This is a genomic window from Flindersiella endophytica, assembly GCF_054779015.1.
This window is the reverse complement of the sequence record NZ_BAAGYY010000034.1, coordinates 1-20582: the sequence shown is the minus strand read 5'-3', so window position 1 is coordinate 20582 and position 20582 is coordinate 1. Positions and strand designations below refer to the sequence as shown.

17 protein-coding genes and 1 pseudogene are annotated in these 20582 nt (G+C 68.5%); 10 read left to right on the top strand and 8 right to left on the bottom strand.

Features of this window, described 5'->3' with window-relative positions:
* Positions 1-28 precede the first annotated feature (28 nt).
* Entirely contained in the window at positions 29-1327 is a 1299-nt protein-coding gene (locus ACYVF6_RS37610; protein WP_460528735.1) for an SLC13 family permease, read from the top strand.
* Positions 1328-1679: 352 nt separating this feature from the next.
* Here the strand turns inward: ACYVF6_RS37610 and ACYVF6_RS37605 are convergent, their stop codons facing one another.
* The 4 genes from ACYVF6_RS37605 to ACYVF6_RS37590 all read right to left on the bottom strand — a co-directional run bounded on the left by ACYVF6_RS37605 (position 1680) and on the right by ACYVF6_RS37590 (position 6777).
* Positions 1680-3719, bottom strand: coding sequence for a bifunctional aldolase/short-chain dehydrogenase (locus ACYVF6_RS37605; RefSeq protein WP_460528733.1), 2040 nt, complete (start codon positions 3717-3719; stop codon positions 1680-1682).
* 13 nt (positions 3720-3732) lie between these two features.
* On the bottom strand, positions 3733-5151 hold the full coding sequence (locus ACYVF6_RS37600; protein ID WP_460528731.1) for a BNR repeat-containing protein: 1419 nt from the start codon (positions 5149-5151) through the stop codon (positions 3733-3735).
* 33 nt (positions 5152-5184) lie between these two features.
* The gene (rhaI, locus tag ACYVF6_RS37595; RefSeq protein ID WP_460528729.1) at positions 5185-6351 is read right to left on the bottom strand and encodes an L-rhamnose isomerase; all 1167 of its coding nucleotides are present in this window, start codon (positions 6349-6351) and stop codon (positions 5185-5187) included.
* Positions 6352-6417: 66 nt separating this feature from the next.
* Complete coding sequence (locus ACYVF6_RS37590; RefSeq protein WP_460528727.1) at positions 6418-6777, bottom strand: L-rhamnose mutarotase; 360 nt, start codon at positions 6775-6777, stop codon at positions 6418-6420.
* Positions 6778-6901: 124 nt separating this feature from the next.
* Here ACYVF6_RS37590 and ACYVF6_RS37585 point away from each other — a divergent pair, with 124 nt between their 5' ends.
* From ACYVF6_RS37585 to ACYVF6_RS37570, 4 genes are all read left to right on the top strand, one after another.
* On the top strand, positions 6902-8188 hold the full coding sequence (locus ACYVF6_RS37585; protein ID WP_460528725.1) for a Gfo/Idh/MocA family protein: 1287 nt from the start codon (positions 6902-6904) through the stop codon (positions 8186-8188).
* A gap of 40 nt (positions 8189-8228) precedes the next feature.
* Positions 8229-8615, top strand: coding sequence for a VOC family protein (locus ACYVF6_RS37580; protein ID WP_460528723.1), 387 nt, complete (start codon positions 8229-8231; stop codon positions 8613-8615).
* Between the two features lie 114 nt (positions 8616-8729).
* A complete protein-coding gene (locus tag ACYVF6_RS37575) occupies positions 8730-10700 on the top strand; it encodes a DUF2264 domain-containing protein (RefSeq protein ID WP_460528721.1) in 1971 nt (656 codons plus the stop codon).
* A 65-nt stretch (positions 10701-10765) separates the two neighbouring features.
* Positions 10766-12556, top strand: coding sequence for a glycoside hydrolase family 2 protein (locus tag ACYVF6_RS37570; protein ID WP_460528719.1), 1791 nt, complete (start codon positions 10766-10768; stop codon positions 12554-12556).
* On the opposite strand, the gene ACYVF6_RS37565 is transcribed toward ACYVF6_RS37570, so the two are convergent.
* Positions 12553-12990, bottom strand: coding sequence for a hypothetical protein (locus tag ACYVF6_RS37565; protein WP_460528717.1), 438 nt, complete (start codon positions 12988-12990; stop codon positions 12553-12555). The two genes, ACYVF6_RS37570 and ACYVF6_RS37565, sit on opposite strands and share 4 nt — an antisense overlap.
* A 56-nt stretch (positions 12991-13046) precedes the next feature.
* On the opposite strand from ACYVF6_RS37565, the gene ACYVF6_RS37560 reads away from it, so the two are divergent.
* Complete coding sequence (locus tag ACYVF6_RS37560) at positions 13047-13724, top strand: TetR/AcrR family transcriptional regulator (RefSeq protein ID WP_460528715.1); 678 nt, start codon at positions 13047-13049, stop codon at positions 13722-13724.
* A gap of 9 nt (positions 13725-13733) precedes the next feature.
* Here the strand turns inward: ACYVF6_RS37560 and ACYVF6_RS37555 are convergent, their stop codons facing one another.
* Positions 13734-14981, bottom strand: coding sequence for an MFS transporter (locus ACYVF6_RS37555; protein WP_460528713.1), 1248 nt, complete (start codon positions 14979-14981; stop codon positions 13734-13736).
* A 132-nt stretch (positions 14982-15113) separates the two neighbouring features.
* Positions 15114-16307: a DUF418 domain-containing protein gene (locus ACYVF6_RS37550; RefSeq protein ID WP_460528711.1), complete on the bottom strand. Its 1194-nt coding sequence runs from the start codon at positions 16305-16307 to the stop codon at positions 15114-15116.
* Between the two features lie 326 nt (positions 16308-16633).
* Here ACYVF6_RS37550 and ACYVF6_RS37545 point away from each other — a divergent pair, with 326 nt between their 5' ends.
* Both ACYVF6_RS37545 and ACYVF6_RS37540 read left to right on the top strand, forming a co-directional pair.
* Positions 16634-17110 (top strand): helix-turn-helix domain-containing protein, encoded by a 477-nt coding sequence (locus tag ACYVF6_RS37545; protein WP_460528709.1) that lies wholly within the window; start codon positions 16634-16636, stop codon positions 17108-17110.
* A gap of 1 nt (position 17111) precedes the next feature.
* Positions 17112-17498 carry a VOC family protein gene (locus ACYVF6_RS37540; RefSeq protein WP_460528707.1) on the top strand — a complete coding sequence of 129 codons (387 nt, stop codon included), beginning with the start codon at positions 17112-17114 and terminating at the stop codon, positions 17496-17498.
* Between the two features lie 26 nt (positions 17499-17524).
* Here ACYVF6_RS37540 and ACYVF6_RS37535 read toward each other — a convergent pair whose 3' ends face one another.
* Entirely contained in the window at positions 17525-18337 is an 813-nt protein-coding gene (locus ACYVF6_RS37535) for an SGNH/GDSL hydrolase family protein (protein ID WP_460528705.1), read from the bottom strand.
* A 224-nt stretch (positions 18338-18561) separates the two neighbouring features.
* On the opposite strand from ACYVF6_RS37535, the gene ACYVF6_RS37530 reads away from it, so the two are divergent.
* Both ACYVF6_RS37530 and ACYVF6_RS37525 read left to right on the top strand, forming a co-directional pair.
* Positions 18562-20112, top strand: coding sequence for a M1 family metallopeptidase (locus ACYVF6_RS37530; protein ID WP_460528703.1), 1551 nt, complete (start codon positions 18562-18564; stop codon positions 20110-20112).
* Positions 20113-20358: 246 nt separating this feature from the next.
* Positions 20359-20582 (top strand): annotated as a pseudogene (locus ACYVF6_RS37525) (hypothetical protein); the annotation flags it as partial.

Genomic DNA, 20582 nt, shown 5'->3' with positions numbered 1-20582 from the left:
CCAACTCACAAAGCAGTGGAGGCGCTCCATGTCACCAGAGCTCATCTCCATCCTCGTGCTGATAGGGATGTTCGTCATCGCCACGGTCCTGCCGGTCAACCTCGGCGCCCTCGCTCTGGTTGGCGCGTTCTTCGTCGGAACGCTGGTCGCCGGCCTGGAGACCGACAAGATCCTGGACGCGTTCCCCGGCAACCTGTTCGTGACGCTGGTCGGCATCACCTACCTGTTCGCGATCGCGACCAAGAACGGCACGGTCGACTGGCTCGTCCAGCAGTCGATCCGAGCGGTACGCGGCAGAATCGCCGCGATTCCCCTGGTGATGTTCGTGATCGCGGCGATCCTGACCGCGGTCGGAGCTCCGGCACCGGCGGTCGCCGCCATCCTGGCGCCGATCGCGTTCGGCTTCGCGGCCAAGCACAGGATCAACGCGTTGCTGATCGGGTTGATGGTCGCGCACGGCACCCAGGCGGGCGCGTTCTCACCGATCAGCGTGCTCGGCGGCATCGTGAACGAGGTCGTCGAGGGCGCCAAGCTCGCGGAGAACCCCCTGGTGCTGTTCCTCGCCAGCTTCGTGTTCAACTCCGCCGCGGCCGTCATCGTGTTCCTCCTTTTCAACGGCCGCGACCTGCTCGGCCGCCGAGTCGAGGCCGAACCGGTCGATCCAGCGGAGGAGCCACCGGACGCCGAGGAGACCGACGCGGCCAACGGCACGGCATCGAGCAACCGGCTGACCTGGCACCAGGCACTGACCCTGACCGGCATCGTCGGGCTGTGCCTGGCCGCGCTGGTGTTCGACCTCGACGTAGGCTTGGTCGCCGTCACAGTGGCGGTCGTACTCTCGCTGGCCGCACCGAAGGCGCAGAAGGGCGCCGTCGACCGGATCGCCTGGTCGACCGTCCTGCTGATCGGCGGCGTGGTCACCTACGTCGGCGTCCTCCAGGAGATGGGCACGATCGACTACGTGGGCAAGTCGGTTGCCGGCATCGGGATTCCCCTGCTGGCGGCCCTGCTGATCTGCTACACCGGCGGCGTGGTCTCGGCCTTCGCCTCGTCGGTCGGCATCCTCGGCGCACTGATCCCGCTGGCCGTACCATTCCTGCTCCAGGGTGAACTCGGCGCCGTCGGCCTGATAGCAGCCCTGTCCGTCTCCTCGACAATCGTCGACGTCAGCCCGTTCTCGACGACAGGAGCACTCCTGGTAGCAAACGTCCGCGGCATGGACCGCGACGTCTTCTACCGCAAACTCCTGACCTTCGGCGCCTTCGTCGTCCTCCTCGGCCCACCCGCAACGTGGCTCGTCCTCGTCGTCCCCGGCTGGCTCGGCTAACCGCCCCATCGAGCGGCCAGAGCAGCAGCGACGGCAGGCGACCGAACAGGCGCACGGAACGGCCAGAGCGGCTGGATTGGTGGCGGCGGCGGGAGACGGTGGTCAGGCGCAGCCTGACCACCCCAGAGCGAAGCGATTGAGGCGGCAGAGGCTCCAAAGTCAAGATGCTGTCTCACGGCGGCACACGAACCCCAGCAGGCCAGAGCAAACCGAAAAAGCACGAGATCGCCGCCGTGAGACAGCGTCTTGACTTTGGAGGGGCCGCCGAAACAAACTCCGCCGCCGCCACCAATCCAGCCGCCCCAACCACGGCCACCAAACAACCAGCCCAGCCACAGCCGCCACCCACGCGTCAGCGCAAGAAGGCCGCCGCCACCCCGCTGTCGACAGGAATGTGCAGGCCAGTCGTACGCGACAGATCCCCACCAGTCAACGCGAACACCGCCGCCGCGACATGCTCCGGCAGCACCTCCTGCTTCAACAGCGTCCGCTGCGCATAGAACTCGCCCAGCTTCTCCTCCGGCACGCCGTAAACCGCCGCCCTGGAGGCACCCCACCCACCTGCGAAGATCCCCGACCCCTTGACCACCGCGTCAGGATTGATCCCGTTGACGCGAATGCCTTTCTCGCCGAGCTCAGCCGCCAGCAACCGCACCTGATGCGCCTGGTCAGCCTTCGCCGCGCCATAGGCGACGTTGTTCGGCCCCGCGAACACGCCGTTCTTGCTGGAGATGTAGATGATGTCGCCGCCGATGCCCTGCTCGACCATCACCCGGGCAGCAGCGCGAGCGACCAGGAACGAGCCCCGCGCCATCACGTTGTGCTGCAGGTCCCAGTCGCCGGCCGTCGTTTCCAGCAAGGGTTTCGAGATCGACAGCCCGGCGTTGTTGACCACCAGGTCGACGCCACCGAACGCCAGCACGCCCGCGCGTAGCGCCTCCGCGATCTGGTCCTCGGACGTCACGTCGGCCTGCACGGCGATCGCCACGTCCGGCCCGCCGAGATCGGATGCCACCGAAGCCGCTGCCTCGGCGTTCAGGTCGGCGATCACCACGCAGGCGCCCTCGGCCGCGAGCCGCTCGGCCGTCGCCCGCCCGATCCCCGAGGCCGCGCCGGTCACGAACGCGATCCGGGTGGCCAGCGGCTTCGGCGCGGGACGCCTGCGCAGCTTGGCCTCCTCGAGCGACCAGTACTCGATCCGGAACTTCTCGCGTTCCTCGATCGGCTGGTACGTCGAGATCGACTCGGCACCCCGCATCACGTTGATCGCATTGACGTAGAACTCACCGGCCACCCGCGCGGTCTGCTTGTCGGCGCCGAAGGAGAACATGCCCACGCCCGGCACCAGCACGATCGCCGGGTCCGCACCACGCATGGCCGGCGAGTCGGGCGAGGCGTGGCGATGGTAGTAGGCGCGGTAGTCATCGCGGTAGGCCGCGTGCAACTGCGTCAGCCGGCCCTTGATCTCCTCGTCCGGCGCCGACGGCGGCAGGTCGAGAACGAGCGGCTTCACCTTCGTACGCAGGAAGTGGTCGGGGCACGACGTGCCGAGCTCGGCCAGGTGCGCGAGCTTCTCGCGAGCCAGGAAGTCGAGCACGACGTCGGAGTCGGTGTAGTGGCCGACCTGCGGCCGGTCGGTGGAAGCCAGCCCGCGCAGCAACGGGAACAGCTCGGCCGCCCGTGCCCGCCGCTCGTCCGCAGGCAACGGCTCGTGCCCATGGACGAGCGCGCCGAACGGCTCGGGCGAACCGTGCTCGTCGAGGTAGGCCTGGCAACGCCGGATGATCTCCAGCGAGTTGGCCTCACACTCCGACGACGTGGCGCCCCACGCGGTGATCCCGTGCCCGCCGAGGACGACGCCGATCGCCTCCGGGTGCTCACGCTTGATCCGTGCGATGTCGAGGCCCAGCTGGAATCCCGGCCGCCGCCACGGCACCCACGCGACCCGGCTGCCGAAGCACTCCTTGGTCAGCGCCTCGCCGTCGGCGGCGGTAGCGAACGCGATGCCGGCATCGGGGTGCAGGTGGTCGACGTGAGCGGCGTCGACCAGCCCGTGCATCGCGGTGTCGATCGAAGGGGCCGCGCCGCCCTTGCCGTGCAGGCAGTAGTCGAACGCGGCCACCATCTCGTCCTCACGGTCGACGCCAGGGTAGACGTCGACGAGCGCGCGGAGCCGGTCGAGCCGCAGCACGGCCAGCCCCGCCTCGGTCAGCGTGCCGAGGTCGCCGCCGGAACCCTTGACCCACATGAGTTCGATATCCGAACTCGTTACGGGATCGGTCGCGGACGCTTTGCACGAAGCGTTTCCGCCCGCGTAGTTGGTGTTGCGCGGGTCCGCGCCCAGCAGGTGGCTGCGGTCCAGCAGGTTGGCGACTTCAGCGTTCTGACTCATAGCCCCAAACTCACTACCCTAGGCGAAAATCGATGACCCGGATCGGCGATGGCGTCGTGCCGGACGACGCCTGCTGATAGAGGATCGACAGGACATTCTCCGACATCACCCGAGCCTCGTCGACGACGACCTCGCCGAAGACGTTCAGGCCCTGGGCGTCGAACACCACAGTCCAGTCGGTCCAGTTGCTCGCTTTGCTGGCCGAAACTATCCTGCCGTACGGCATCACGACGTAAACGTTGTCGGAACGGTCGAAGACGATCCGTGAGCGCCCGACCGCGTTGACCGGCACAGGGATCTCCAGCTTCCGCCACGCGCCGGAAGCATCGCGCCAGACGTGGAACGGCCGGGCGTAGGCGCGCCGGTCGTTCTGATAGCTCGTCACGCACTGCGTGAACCGGCCAGGTACGTAACTGATGATGGCGTGCGGCTGGCCGGCGGCGTCGACGGCCTGGCTCTCCTGGTTCATCAGCCCGTGATCGACGCTGAGCGGATCGATCACCAGGCCGGGCGACGTGACCGACACCAGCTGCCCACCCGTCGTGCCGACGACCTGCCCGGCGTTGTTACGCCACGTCCGGCCGCGGTCGTCGCTGTAGACGTAGCCCGTGTCGTGGTTGGTCAGGCCGCCGGGCGCGCAGAGCACACCGGAGTTGCCCTCGCGCCAGGTGAACGTCGCGTGCAGGCGGCCGTTCCGGCCGTAGGTCAGCCCGTGGAGGTACATGTTGCGGGTCGTGCTCGTCACGCCGTTGTAGGTGTACGACCCGGTCTTCGACGACCACTCGCCCAGCTTGCGCCAGCTGCCGTCGGAATACTCCGCGAGCGCCTTGGTTCCGTTGCCGGAGTACGGCGTGCGATAGCTCAGCTGCAGCCGCCGCTCGGGTGTGACGATGAAGCGGGGATAGGTGATGCCGCCGAGGTCGACGCCGTCGAGCGTGCGCTGCACGGCGCCGAACCGGCTCGCCGACCAGGACCGGCCGGCCGGGTCGGACACCAGGCCCGCTTCGGATTTCTGGTAGTAGATCGCCGAGTCATGGGTGTCCATCGCGACGTGCAGCCGGCCGTCCTGCGGTGAGACGCCGAGCGTGACGACGTTGTGCGAGTCGTTGGTGCTCAGCTGGTGCGGCAGCTGGATGATCTGCCAGCCGCCGGCCGGGAGCCGGCGGCGGGCGAGCATCGCGTAGCGGTCGGAGTGGTACCAGCCGGTGTACTGATATCCGTTGTAGGTAAGGATTCCGCTAGTCTGGAACGAGTTGTTGTTGACGATCCCGTCGTACGACACGAAGAAGATCGCTGAGCTGTCGAGCAGGGTGTTGCCGAGCTGCGTTACAGGTGGTGCGGCCGTCACGGTCGGATCCGCCCTGGCCGGAAGGACGCACAGGCACAAGGCTCCGGTGACCGCGGCGACGGTGAACATCCGAGACGTACGCATGTTCCCCTCCCTGAGAGCGCGGTATACACGTGATTAGGCTCCCCAGCCGGCTGCCTGTCCACCCTTGCGTTCCTCGCGAACGCGCTCGGCGTGACCGGTCGCCTTGTAAGCCGCGATCGGGTCCGGACCGATCCCCATCTCGGAACGCACCTCGGCGAGCAGCGGGCGTACGTCGGTGTTGTACGCGTCCATCAGCACGGCGTTCGCGCCCAGCACGTCACCGGCCGCCTGCGCTTCGGTCAGCGCGGGAGTGTCGACCAGCAGTGCCTTCGCGGTCGCCTCCTGAACGTTCATCACCGACCGGATCATCGCCGGCACCTTCGGCTCCAGGTTGTGGCACTGGTCGAGCATGAACGCGACGTTGGCCTCGGCGGTCAGCCCGCCGCCCTGCACGATCTCGTGCATGATGCGGAACAGCTGGAACGGGTCCGCCGAGCCGACCATCAGGTCGTCGTCGGCGTAGAAGCGGCTGTTGAAGTGGAATCCACCGAGCTTGCCGACGCGCAGCAGCAGCGCGACGATCGCCTCGATGTTGGTGCCGGGCGCGTGGTGGCCGGTGTCGATCAGCACCTGCGCCTTGTCACCGAGCGAGACGCAGTGGGCGAACGACGTGCCCCAGTCCGGCAGGTCCATGGCGTAGAACGCCGGTTCGAACAGCTTGTACTCCACGAGCATCCGCTGGCCGTCGCCGAGCCGGTCGTAGGTCGCCTGGAGTGCTTCGGCGAGCCGGTCCTGCCTTGCCCGCAAGGAGTCCTGGCCGGGATAGTTCAGGCCGTCGGCGAACCACAGCGAGAGGATCGTCGAACCGGACGCGTCCATGATGTCGACGCACTCGAGCAGGTGGGCGAGCGCCTTCTTGCGCACAACGGGATCCGGGTTGCACACGCTGCCGAGCTTGTAGTCGTCGTCCTGGAAGACGTTGGGGTTGATCGCGCCGATCGCGATGCCACGTTCGGTCGCGTGGCGCGCGAGATCGGCGTAGTCGTCGACTTTGTCCCAGGGGATGTGCAGCGCGATGCTCGGTGCGACTCCGGTCAGCTCGTGTACGAGCGCGGCGTCGTCGATCTTCTCGTACGCGTCCCGCGGAATCCCTTCCTGCGCGAACACTTTGAACCGGGTGCCGGAGTTGCCGTACGCCCACGAGGGCGTCTCGATCCGCTGCGCGCGCAGGGCGCTCTTCACGACGGCTGTGTCGCTCATCTGCCGCTCTTCCTTGTGAGGGGTGAGGTTTCGCTCGGTTGAGCCCCGGATCGGAAATGGTGGTGCTCAATCGAGATGGAAGACCTCGGCGAGTGGTTTCATGTCGCTGTCGGCCGAGCCGGTCTCGAGATCCTCGAAGTACTCCGCCATCTCGGCCTGCCAGCGACCGTTGACCTCGCGCGTCGCCATCCCGGCCACGGCGGCGTCGAAGTCGTCGGTCTCGAGATAGCCGACCAGCAGCCCGTCCTCTGCGAGGAAGAGCGAGTAGTTGCGCCAGCCGGTCTCCCGCAGCGCGTCCAGCATGTCCGGCCAGACCGCCTTGTGCCGTTCGCGATACTCGTCGAGCCGGTCGGGTTTCACCCGAAGCAGGAAGCACACTCGCTGCATGGCGCGCACGTCCTTTCCGGTTCGGCTCTCCTCATGCATGAATCGTTTCAGACCAGACCCAAGCATGCGTGCCAACCGGCGTCAACCGCGGCACCCGGATCTGGCCAGCAGCGGCAACCGGTTAGCTTTGGGTGACGTTTGGCTAGAGCAAGGAGCCGGTACTGTGCCAGCCGAAACACCCCATCCACCTCCCCGACCACAGTGCGTGACGCTCGCGATCGCGGGCGCTGGTGGACGGGGCGGAAGCTACGCCGAGTGGGTGGCCCAGCACCCGGAGCGGGCGCGCATTGTCGCGGTCGCGGAGCCCAGGGACTTCCAGCGCAAGACGATGGCCGAGCAGCACAACATCCCGCCGGAGCGCACCTTCCGTTCCTGGGAGGAGCTGGCGGCCGCCGGCAAGCTCGCCGACGCCGTGATCGTCGCCACCCAGGATCATGATCATGTCGGGCCCACGCTGGCGTTCGCGCGGGCGGGCTACCACGTGATGGTCGAGAAGCCGCTCGCACCGACCGAGGAAGAGTGCCGGATCGTGGCGGCAGCAGTCCAGAGCGCCGGCGTGATGCTGGCGGTCTGCCATGTGCTGCGTTACACGCCGTACACCGCGCTGCTCAAGGGCGTGCTCGACTCCGGGCGGATCGGCGACGTGATGAGCATCCAGCACCTCGAGCCGGTCGGTTACTGGCACATCGCGCATTCGTATGTACGCGGCAACTGGCGCCGCGAGGACGAGTCGTCCTCGATGCTGCTGGCCAAGTCCTGCCACGACATCGACTGGATGCGGTACGTCGTCGGCGCTCCGATCCAGCGGGTGTCCAGCTTCGGCCGGTTGTCCTACTTCAACCGCGAGCACCAGCCGGAGGGAGCCGCCGACCGGTGCGTGGACTGCCCGCGGGAGATCGAGCAGTCGTGCGCGTACTCCGCGAAGCAGATCTACCTCGGCATGGTCCAGCGCGGGTACACCGGCTGGCCGGTCACCATCGTCAGCAACGACACGACCGAGGCCGGCGTGACGGCCGCGCTGCGCGACGGCCCGTACGGCCGCTGCGTCTTCGCCTGCGACAACGATGTGGTCGATCACCAGGTGGTGGCGATGGAGTTCGAGGGCGGGATCACCGGCACGTTCACCATGACGGGCTTCTCGGCGCTGAGGCATCGCCAGACCCAGATCTTCGGCACCAAGGGCTCGCTCGAGGGCGACGGTGAACGGGTGACCGTGACCGACTTCCTGACCGACCAGTCCGAGACGCTGGACGTCGCCTCCCTGGGCGCGGACGCGGGCTCCGGGCACGGCGGCGGTGATGCGGGACTGATGGACGCGTTCACGCGGGCGCTCGCCACCGGCGACCCGTCGCACATCTCGTCCGGGCCGATGGAGTCGCTGGAGACCCACGTCGCGGTGTTCGCGGCCGAGCGCGCCCGGCACGCCGGCACCGTGGAAACCGTCGGCTGAACCGTTGTCGATTCGCGGGCCGGCCGTTCGTCATCGCAGCATGTACTACACACCGATGATCAACCTGTACTCGAGGGACATCCACCGCGCGATGCGGTTCTACGAGAGCCTCGGCTTCACCGAGACGTTCCGCTACGCCCCGGACGGCGAGCCGGTGCACGTCGAGTACGTGCTGGACGGGTTCAAGCTCGGCATCGCCACCGTCGAGGCGGCCCGTGACGACCACGGGCTCGATCCCAATCTCGACGGCCAGGCGATCGAGATCGTGCTGTGGTGCGACGACACCGACCAGGAGTTCCAGCGGTTGACCGCGGCCGGCGCGAAGGCGCTGTCCGAGCCGCACGACTGGCTCGGACAGCGCCTTCGCCTGGCCTGGGTCGCGGATCCGGACGGCAACCCGGTTCAGTTGGCCCAGCAGCGCGGCTAGGAAGGCAGCGGCGGCCGTTCGGCAACAGCCCGACACAGACCGGTCCACGTGTCCCCCTCTCGCCCTGAACAACGCCGGCACCGCCCGCCGGGTTGGGCTGGTATGCATGGTGTCGTGATCGAACTGCCAGAGCCGGATCTTGGCCTCTCGCCGCACACGGGGTGGACGCGTGCGCACTGGGAAGCGCTCGCCGACCAAACCCTGCTCGCCGTCCGCCCCTACGCCTCCGCAGGCCACGCGCTGATCGACCTGCCGGGGCCGGCGTCCGGTTCCGGCAGGTGGAGCGACGGGCTCGAGGGCTTCGCGCGGACGTTCCTGCTGGCGGCGTTCCGCCTCGGCCAGGCCAGGAGCGACGAGCACGACCTGGCCGCCTGGTACGCCGAGGGCCTGCGCGCCGGCACCGACCCGGCGAGCCCGGAACGCTGGCCGACTCTGGACGAGAAGCCGCAGGCGAAGGTCGAGTGCGCCTCGATCGCGCTCGCGCTGTACGAGACCCGCGACCTGATCTGGGCGCACCTCGACGACGGCACCAGGCAGCGGGTCATCGGCTGGATGGCGCAGATGATCAACAGCCCCATGCCCACCAACAACTGGGTGTGGTTCCAGAACATCACCGAGGCGTTCCTGCGCACGGTCGGCGGTCCCTGGGACCCCGCCGACATCGAACGCAACGTCGCGCTGACCGAGCAGTGGTACGTCGCCGACGGGTGGTACTCCGACGGCGACCACGACCAGGGCGGCAACCGCAACTTCGACTACTACTCCGGATGGGCGATGCACTTCTATCCGCTGTGGTACCACCGGATGCTCGGCGACGCCGCGGACCCGGCGATGTTCGAGACGTACCGCCAGCGGATCCGGCGCTTCCTGGACGACGCTCAGCATCTGGTGGCCACCAACGGATCGCCCGTCCTGCAAGGGCGTTCGCTGACCTACCGCTACGCCATGCTGGTGCCGTTCTTCGCCGGCGCGCTGTTCGACGCGTCGCCACTGCCGCCCGGCCGCACGCGCCGGCTCGCGTCCGGCGTGGTGCGGCATTTCGTCGACAACGGCTGCTTCGACGAGCGCGGCCTGCAGCCGATCGGCTGGCACGGCGCGTTCACGCCGATGCGGCAGATCTACTCCGGACCCGGCTCGCCGTACTGGTCGAGCAAGGCGTTCGCCGGCCTGCTGCTGCCACCGGATCATCCCGTATGGACCGCCACCGAGGAGCCGCTGGAGCTCGAGCTCCACGACGTCGAACGGACGATCGCGCCTGCCGGCTGGGTGGTCAGCGGCACCAAGGCCGACGGGATCGTCCGGCTCGCCAACCATCGCAGCGACAAGGCCAAGTCCGGCTCGCTGGTCGAGGACGACCCGGTCTACGCGCGGCACGCGTACTCCACGCACGCCGCGCCCGACTACGGCGACCCGACCGCGGGCGCACCGTACGATTCGCACGTCGCGCTGGTCGCCCCGGACGGCCGGCCCTCGCACCGGCGGCCGTTCGAGCTGCTGTACGTCGACGGGCACGTCGCGGTGTCGCGGCACCGCGCGCACTGGCCGGTGTCGCGCAACCGGTTCGCGGCCGGGCCGTGGGTGACCACGGCGTCGGTGCTGCACGGCCCGTACGAAGTCCGGCTCGCCCGGATCGACGAGGCGGCCGACCTGCCGGCGAGTCCGGACGGCGTCGAGTACGAGCCCGCGGCCGGCCCGTGGCAGCTCCGCTTCGGCGGCTGGGCGCTCGCGGACGCCGAGCCGCTCACGCGCGTCCTGGCCACCGGCACGGCCTCCGGCGTCGCCTCCACAAGTCGCAAGGACGGGTTGACGAGCAGCGTCGCCTCCATCAGCAGTGGCCCGTTCACCGCCCACCTGGCCGGCACCATCCGGGCCAACCCACTCGGCCACTACTCCGAGACGCCGTTCCTGCTCACCGAAGCCGCCGCCGAGCCCGGGCGGATCTACGCCGCCCTGGTCACGCTGACCGGGAACCCGAATGACGCGGGACCCGTGCGCCTCCAGGTCGATGGCGGCCAGGTAACGATCTCGTGGCCGGACGGTACCAGCGACGAGGTGCGGCTCGACCTACCCTCGACGGTGGCGTAAATTCCTCTAGGATCGGGTTTACAACGTTGTAAGCCCCACGTCGTAAACCCCACGAGGAGCAGTCCGTGGCACAAGAGACCATCCCCCGACCGGAATATCCGCGACCAAGCTTCGTCCGACCGGACTGGCTGAACCTCAACGGTCACTGGCAGTTCGAGATCGACCACGGCGACTCCGGCCTCGAGCGCGGCCTGCGCGAGCGTGAGCTCTCCGGCGAGATCCTGGTGCCTTTCTGCCCGGAGTCGGAGCTGTCCGGAATCGGCGACGTCGACTTCCTCTACGCCGTGTGGTACCGCCGGACCGTTCGCGTGCCCGCCGAGTGGGCCGGGCGCCGCGTGCTGGTGCACTTCCAGGCCGTCGACTACGACACCACGGTGTGGGCCAACGGCGTCGAGGTCGCGCGGCACCGCGGCGGCTGGACGCCGTTCACCGCCGACCTCGGCGACGTCGTACAGCCCGGCGAGGACGTGACGCTGGTCGTTCGCGCGCGAGACCCGAGGGACGGGCAGATCGCGCGCGGCAAGCAGTCGGACCGGTACGAGAAGTACGGCTGCCTCTACACCCGGACCACCGGCATCTGGCAGACCGTCTGGCTGGAGCCCGTGCCCGAGAGCCGGCTGCAGCGGCCGCGGATCACTCCGAGCGTGGCCGGCAGCTCGTTCGACGTCGAGGTGCCGCTGGCCGGCTCGCGCCGCGGGCTCGCCGTCCGGGCCGTGCTGTCCGACGCGGCCGGCGAAGTCGCGAGCGCGCAGGTGCGTGCCGACCTGGACTTCTCGGTACGCCTCACGCTGCCCGTACCCGAGGACCGCAAGCGGCTGTGGTCGATCGCGGACCCGTTCTCCTACGACCTCCGGCTCGAACTGGTCGACGGCTCGGGTGCCGTGGTGGACTCCGCCGACACCTACGCCGGCCTGCGTTCGGTCGCGATCGACGGCAAGGCGATCCTGCTGAACGGCGAGCCGGTGTTCCAGCGGCTCGTACTCGACCAGGGCTACTACCCCGACGGCATCCTCACCGCGCCGAGCGACGAGGCGCTGGTGCGCGACATCGAACTGTCGATGGAGGCCGGCTTCAACGGCGCCCGCCTGCACCAGAAGGTGTTCGAGGAGCGGTTCCTCTACCACGCGGACCGGCTGGGCTACCTCGTGTGGGGCGAGTTCGGCGACTGGGGCTGCAACACCGGCGACCCCGACAGCGGCGACAACCAGCAGCCCGGCGCGGCGTACGTCACGCAGTGGCTGGAGGCCGTCGAGCGCGACTACTCCCACCCGTCGATCGTCGGCTGGTGCCCGCTGAACGAGACGCAGCAGAAGCTCACCGACCGCATCACGCAACTCGACGACGTGACGCGCGGGATGTTCCTCGCCACCAAGGCGTACGACCAGAGCCGGCCGGTGCTGGACGCGTCGGGCTACTCGCACCGCGTGCGCGAGACCGACGTCTACGACTCGCACAACTACGAGCAGGACCCGGCCAAGTTCGCCGCTGCGATGGCGGGGCTGGCCGACGGTAGGCCGTACGCCAACGGGGCGGAGTTCCCGTTCTCGGTGGCTTACGAGGGCCAGCCGTACTTCTGCAGTGAGTTCGGCGGCATCTGGTGGAACCCGGACGCCACGCCCGAGGAGTACTCCTGGGGCTACGGCGAGCGGCCGAAGAGCCTCGACGAGTTCTACGAGCGGTTCGAGGGCCTGGTGGCGGCGCTGCTGGACGACCCGCAGATGTTCGGCTACTGCTACACGCAGCTCACCGACGTCTACCAGGAGCAGAACGGTGTCTACCGGTTCGACCGTTCGACGAAGTTCGACCTGAAGCGGGTCCGTGCAGCCCAGACCCGCAAGGCCGCGATCGAGTCCTAGCCCTTCCGCTTGCGGCTCGCGATCCATCCCACGTAGCTGAGCCACAGGCCGACCAACCCCAGCAGGACGAAGAAGATCCTCGCGACGGTGGTCAGGCCTGGGCTCAGTGTCGTGGCGTCGACCGCGGTCTCCATCTGCGACGGGATCGCGATCAGGGCGAAACCGCGCAGGCCCACAAACCAGCCGAACAACGAGATCACAACCGCGGCCGGTCCTCGCCAGTGGCGGTGCCCGCCGATGATCACCAGGCCGCCGCCGATCATGAGCGCGCCGAGCATCCAGAGGTTGTACTGGCTGGCGAACAGGTCGTCGATGATGCTGGTGGTCTGCGACAGCCGGATAGCGATCACTCCGGTGAAGATCGCCACGTACGGCCCGATCACCCGCGCGAACGCCTCGGTCCGGCGCTGTGCCTCCGGGTTGGTCTCGGACATGTGCTCCTCCTTAAATAAACCGCCGGTCGGTTTATTTACCAGTGTACGCTGGAGCGATGGCTCGGCAAGTCAAACCTGAGGAGTACGCGGCGCGGCGGTCGGAGATCCTCACCGCGGCGCTCGGGCTGATCCGGGAGAAGGGCTACGAGGCGATGTCGATCGCCGACCTGCTCGGTGTGCTCGACATCTCGAAGGGGGCGTTCTACCACTACTTCGACTCCAAGCGCGCCCTGCTGGACGGGATCGTGGAGCTGCTGAACGCATCCGCTTCCCAGACCATCGAGCAGGTCATGGCCGATCCGGCGCTGGACGCCCTGGGGAGACTGCGGCTCTACGTTCTGTCGGCCGTCGACTGGAAGGTCTCCCGCCGCGACGACCTGTCGGCGATCGCACGAATCTGGCGCGACGAGAACAACGCGGTGCTGCGGCTCCGGCTCGCCGAGTCCACCGCGGCGACGCTCGTACCCATGCTCACGGCGGTCATCCGGCAGGGCCGCGCCGAGGGCGTGTTCGACGCCGGCCACCCGGAAGAAGCCGCCACGATCATCGCGGGCATGGGCCTCAACCTGGCCGACGCCCTGGTCGACGCGTTCAGCGATCCCGCCGCGGGCGAGCGACGGAAGACGCTGGTGGAGGCGCACCTCGAAGCGCTGGAACGGATCCTCGGCGCCCCGTCCGGATCGGTGACGGCGCTCGCGCCGCGAGTCGCCGGCGCCGACTTCCTCGGCGGCTGAGGCGGGGACTCATCCGCGCCTGACCTCAGGTGCCTCCCCGACCACCGCACCGCGGCTGGCCCGTACCCAAGCCGCGGACAGCGCGATCACCATGACCGTGCCGACCACACCGGAGGCCGCGACCACCGTGGACGACATCGCGTACTGCGCGAGGAGTCCGAAGATCAGGATGGCGACGCCCTGCGTGACGCGCATCGTCGTCGTCATCAGCCCCACGGCCTGTCCGCGCATATCGTCCGGAACGGTCTGCGTGAACTCGGCGGCGAGCGGGATCCAGTAGTACAGCGCCATCCCGGAGACCACGATCAGTCCGGCTGCGACAGCCGGCCCTGGCACGGTGGCGAACAGGATCAACGGCGCGCAGCTCACGATCGACAGCACGGCGACGTGCCGGGTGCGCTGCTCCGGGATCAGCATCGGCAGCAGCCAGAGCCCGATGACGATGCCGGCCGGACCAGCACCCATCAACAGCCCTGCGATCGCCGGGCCATGGCTGAGCTGCGCGGCGTAGGGTGCCGCGAGCGTCTCGCTCACCAACGTGGTGGCGATGGGAAACGGGAACAGCATGATGACCCACAGCCGCGGATGGGCGGTGATATAGCTGACCGCGGCCCGGGTCGAACGTACCCAGGAGTGCGACGAGCCCGCGCCGCCTGCCGTCGCGGGCCGCGCCACCACCCCGAGCAGGATCACCCCGGCGGACAACGCGAACGTGACGGAGTTGAACACCAGAACCATCGACAATCCGGTGAGTGCGACGATCACTCCGCCCAACCCGTAGCCGATGGTGTAGGACACGTGGTTGACCAGCTGAGTGACGGCGCTCCCCTTGACCAACCGCTTGCCGGGCAGCACGACGGACATGGTCGACAGGTACGCGCTGCCGAACGGCGCGTCCAGCAGCCGGATCGCGAACAGCAGCGCCCACAACGCCACCAGCGGTAGTCCGGGAATCGCCATCACCAACAGCAGCCCGGCCCGGCCGAGATCGGCGGTCACCATGACCGCGCGGCGCGGGAACCGGTCCGCCAGACCGGCGAGAACGGGACCGCCGATCAGATCGGGCAGCGTGGTCAGCGCGAACGTCACACCCATCAACGCGGTCGACCCGGTCTCTGCGAAGACCGCGATGACCAGGGCGGCCCGCGCCACGTAGTCGCCAACGGTCGACAACGCCCGGCTGACGAACAGCGCGCGGAACTCCCGGTCGCCGAAGATGTCAGCGTAGGTAACCCGTTCTGGTCGTCGTTCGTTCACGCCGTCACGCCGATCACCCCATCAGCTCACGAGCAGAAACAGCCTCACCATAGGCCCGCTCGACCTGCTCGATCGGCCGCTGCCGGCCGAAATAGGCGACGACACGAACAGGTCGGATCCTTACAACCGCACCTACGCAGACCGCCGGCCATAGGCGACCCGCCGAAGCAGAACCTCGAACGGGCCACGGTGGTTGTGCCTGCGCATGATCTCGGCCAGCAGAACGGTCAGCAGCCACGTCCCGACCGCCAGGGCAGCGGTCGCGGCTGTCCCGATCCGGCGCGACAGGTCACCGGCGAACGGCGCGAACGCCAACGTCCACACGACAGACTGGCAGAGATAGCAGGTCAACGACCGCTGCCCCACGGCCGCGATCGCCCGGACGACGGAGCTTCCCCGACCGCCAATCCGGACAGCCAGCAAGGCGATCAGTGCCGCGTACCCGAGACCACCGAAGTGGCCAGTGCTGTCGTGCAGGGTGCCGAGGACTCCGAGCAGACCGGCGCCGGGACGGTCGACCACACCGGCCACCACCAGCGCGACCGGCAACCCACCAAGCACAGCAACCGAGATCCCGGCGGCGGCAATGACCCGCAGCCCGCGGAGGTAACGTTCCGGCTGCTCAAGCACCCGCCGCCGCCCGGCCCAGATCCCAAGCAGGAAAGGCACGAACAGCCCGATCGCCTCCAGTGGAGCGAGGATCGGGTGGATCGTCGCACGGTGGACGATGCCCTCGATAAGGGCGGGCGGCAGCATCGTGGGGTCGGGCGGGTCGGTGCTGGTCGACAGTGAGCCGCCGGTCGGCACGGCCCCGATCGCGAAGCCCACAACGGCGAGGATCAGCAGCGTGCGATCCTTCCAGCGCAGCAACCGGACAAGCAGGAACGACAACACGCCGTACGCCGCCAGGATGTCGCCGATGTACAGCAGTGTGGCGTGCAGGAACCCCAACCCGATCAGGAACAGGCTCCGCCGCCGAAGCAGTTTGCGCGCCTGCCGCCACTCCACACCGGCCCGCTCCTGTCGATCGAGGATCCGCGCGAGGCCATAGCCGAACAACAGCGCGAACATCGGATACGCCCGCCCGTCGACGAACGCCGCGAGGAAACCGCCCACGCCACGGTCCAGCCAGGAGCCGGTGACCGGGAATCCGGCGAACACCTGATCGGCGTTCAGAAAGTAGTGCGAGTTGGCCAGCGCGATGCAGAGCAGCATGGCGCCGCGCGCCAGATCCGGAGCCAGCGCCCGCGCGGACGGAGCGGTCGGCCCCGCGGCCCGCGCCGGCGAGGGGACTACGACCTGGGGTTCTACCTGGTGTTCTGCCACCCCAAGAGTCAAGGCCTGACGAAAGTTCGCCGCCAGTCGCCGAAGGTATCCGCCCACTCATCCGTTCGACGGATCGTCGATACGACGAGCGGTGCCGGCGCTCGCACCGCAAGCCGCCGACCCGATGTTCCCGGCGGTTAAGCCTCCGGCTCGCGTAGCGTGCCTGCTCATGGGCGGTCTCAGCGGCGAGACGCTGGTCGGGATGCCTTCGGGGCAGCTGAAGGCCCTGGTCGGCTGCTATCGGGCTGCCTGCGAGTGAGCTCGCCGGCCAAGCCGTCGATCTGGCCGATCTACTCGGCCGGACGGCCACCGAGCTGGCCGAGCGCATGGCGGCTGCCTCGACCTGGCCGGCCCGCTTCGCGGTGCTCGACGACATCCTCGGCCGGCACGCCGATCACCGCTCCACCCCGGACGGGTGTGCCGGCTACGTCTGGCGACGGATCCTGGAGACCAACGGCACAGCGCGAATCGGCGACCTCGCCGAGGAGACCGGCTACGGCCGGCGCCAGCTGGGCGTTCGGTTCACGCGAGAGTTCGGCCTGACGCCGAAGCAGGCAGCGCGTGTCGTGCGCTTCGAGCACTCGCGCGAACTGGTCCGGCGGGTCGGCCGCACCGGCAGCTCGGCAGCCCTCTCGCCGCGGCCGTCCTTGGCCGACATCGCGGCCCGCTGCGGCTACTACGACCAGGCGCATCTGGCTCGGGAGTGGACCGCGCTGGCCGGCTGCGCGCCATCGGTGTGGATGGCGTCGGAGCAGCTCTCATTCGTACAAGACACCGCCGCGGACGCGCCGGCAGGCTCGTGACATGCGACCAACCCTGTGGCCGAGCCTCGGCTACCAAGACGCTCCCGCCGCCCTGCGGTTCCTCGTCGACGCGTTCGGCTTCGAGGTCGAGGCGATCCACGGCGATCCCGAAGGCCGGATCGACCAGGCCGTTCTCCGCTGGGACGAGGGCGGCAAGGTCACGCTGCACAGCGCCGAGCCGGACACCGTGACGTTCAGCTCCCTGGCAGGCCGGGCGCCTGTCGGGATCTACTTCCACACAGCCGATCCCGACGCGCTGTACGACCGGGCGCTGGCGGCCGGAGCAACAGCCGTCCAGGCGCCGAGTGACAGCCCACTCGGCGCCCGTAACGCCACCGTCGCCGATCCGGAGGGCGGGCTGTGGAGCTTCGGAACGTACGCCGGTTAGTTGTGCTCGGGCACGGCACGACGTCGTTAGCCACGCAGGGCTGTCTCGACCAGTGGGGTGTAGCCGGACGACTGGCCGGCCCGGTTCGGATGGTACGACTCCATTACCGGGTTCGACAGGCCGTTGATCCATTCGGTGTCGTCGCAGATGGCGTGGCCGGAGAAGGCGTTGCGCGGGTCGACGAAGCCGAAGCCGTGGGCTGCGGCCCTCCCAGCGATGGTGGTGGCTAGCAGGTCGGCCGTTTCGTTCAGCTCGGCTTGTTCGCCCGGGCTGATGCGGGCGCCGACGTTGCATTCCTCGCCGTTGAAGAGGCGGGGGTAGCCGACGACGACTACACGGGCGTTCGGGGCCTTCGAGCGGATGTTGTCGTACAGGCCGTCCAGTTGGGCCGGCAGGGTGTTGCGGATGAACGCCTGCGAGTTGTCGATCTCGCCCCAGCAGGTTGTCGGCCAGGGTTGGGCGCATTTGGTGATGACGCTGCTGAATCCCGCGTCGTTGCCGCCGACGGACACCGTGACGTACGACGCGCCGGAGGTGAGGCTGGAGAGCTGGCTCTGGACGTTGGAGACCTTCGCGCCGGAGCACGCGACGAACGTCAGCGAGGCGCCGATGCGCGTGGCGTCCAGCACCGGGTAGGCGTACGGCGAGCGGTAGCAGCTGCCGCTGTCGGAGTAGTACGAACGGGTGCCGACGCCGGACGAGTACGAGTCGCCGAGGGCGACGTAGACCGGCGCCGCTTGGGCGGGGATTCCGCTGGTGAGGATGGCAGCGCCGACGAGTGCCAGGACAACCCCGGCCCGGCTCGCCAGTGCGCGCACGTTGACGTTGATCCCGCTCATGGCCGGATCCTCCTGGGTGGGAAGTGCGGTGGGGTGCCATCAGAGTGCGCTCGGCTACCGGTCAGTACAAGATCGGTGTCAGCAAGCTGCCTCGACTGTCCGACTTCGGCCGGTTCGGGGATGATTCGTCCGGCATCAGTCGCGTTTTTCTCCCGGCGATTGTCATCCGCGCGCCCGCTCCAGGCGTCATCACTTTCACCAGACGACCTGACGGGAGTTCAACGATGAGTCGATCCACAACCCGCCGATCCGTGCTCGCGGGAGCGGCGTGCGGCTTGGCGGTGCCGGCCCTGCTCGGGACCGGAACGCCGGCCGCCTTCGCGGGCACGCGTTCCGCCCAGCCCGGCGCGCCTGGCGTCGGTGATGAGGTGTTCCCCAACTTGGGCAACGGCGGGTACCGCGCCAACGCGTACCTGGTCGACCTGACCTACTCCGCGACCACGCGTACGGTCACCGGGCGCGTGACGATGACCGCGAACGCGACGCAGGACCTGTCGCGCTTCAACCTCGACTCGGCCTACCTCACGATCAACGCCGTACGCGTGAACAAGCAGCCCGCCGTGTTCGGGCTGTCGGGCGAGGAGCTCACGATCACGCCGGTCAAGCCGTTGCGCAACGGCGGCTTCTTCGTCGTCGAGGTCGACTACGCCGTCGACCCGCGGCAAGTTCCCAAGCCGCCGATCGGCGGGTGGGTGCCCACCGAGGACGGCTTCGCGATCGCGCCCCAGCCGTCCGGCGCGCACACGATCTTCCCGTGCAACGACCACCCGTCCAACAAGGCACACTTCGTCGTACGCATCACCGCGCCCACCGGTACGACCGGCGTCGCGTCGGGGCACAAGGTCAAGGAGACGGCCAACGCCGACGGCAGCGTCACGACGCTGTGGGAGTCGCGCGAGCCGAACGCCACCGAGATCCTCCAGGCCACGGTCGGCGACTACACGATCGTCGAGCACGGTGTGTTCGACGGCGTTCGCCTGCGCGATGTCGTTCCCACCACGCGGCTGGAAGGCCTGCGGCCCGCACTCGAGCTCACGCCCGGCCACCTGGCCTGGATCACGCAGCACCTCGGCGAGTTCCCGTTCGAGGCCTACGGCCTGCTGCCCGCCAACACCGACGACCCGACAGCGTTCGACTTCACCGGGCTCGAGACGCAGACGCTCACGATCTACAAGCCGAACTACCTGCTGCAGGCCGAGCCCACGATCGCGCCGCACATGGTGCACGAGATCACCCACAACTGGTTCGGCAACAGTGTCTCGCCGGCCGACTGGTCGTCGCTGTGGATCAACGAGGGACACGCGAACTACTACTCGTTCCTCTACCGCTTCGAGCACGGCTGGCCGGACTCCACGGGCTCGGCGACGATGATCGACCGGATGAAGTACGCCTACCGGCTCGGCGACATCTGGCGCTCGACGTCCGGCCCGGTCGCCGGGCCGAACGCCGCGAACCTCTGGGATGCCCAGCGCTACACCGGTGGAACACTCGTGCTGTACGCGTTGGGGCAACTGGTCGGCGAGGAGACGTTCATGCGTACGGAGCTGGCGTTCCTGCACGAGTTCAAGAACCAGAGCGCGAGCACGGAGGACTTCATCGACGTGGCGGTCGCCGTGGCAGGCGACGCTTCCGTACGGCCGTTCCTCGAGGACTGGGTCTACGACACGACGACTCCGCCCATGCCCAACCACCCGGACTGGGTGGTCGACCCCGTACCGCCGACACTGACCCCGGCGCAACGTGCGTCGCTTCGCACCGAACGTTCTCACCACTAGGGTGGTCCGACCCATCTGACGCCCGGCTCGCTGTGACAAAGGGCGGCGAGCCGGGCGTCGGATATATGAGGGTGTAAGCGGGTTGTAAACCCGTCTCCCTAGGCTCGACCGGCAACTGACCAATCAGACGGGAGTGCACAGAAGATGAGTCCGACCCGGCGAGGGTTTCTGGCTGCGACGGGTGGCTTGGCGGTACCGGTGGTGGTGGGTGCTGTGGGTACTGCCCGTGCGGCGCAGGCGGCCAGCGTGTCTGATGGGCATGGCTTCTCGGCCCGGCAGGCGTGGGGATCGGGTACGCCAGGTGCGCCCGGTGTTGGTGATGAGGTCTATCCCGGCCTGGGCAACGGTGGCTACACCGCCGAGGCTTATGCCCTGGACCTGACCTACACCGCGGCCGGTCAGCCGGTTGACGCCTTGGTGGAGGGCAGGGTCACGATGACGGCCAAGGCCACGCAGAGCCTCAGCCGTTT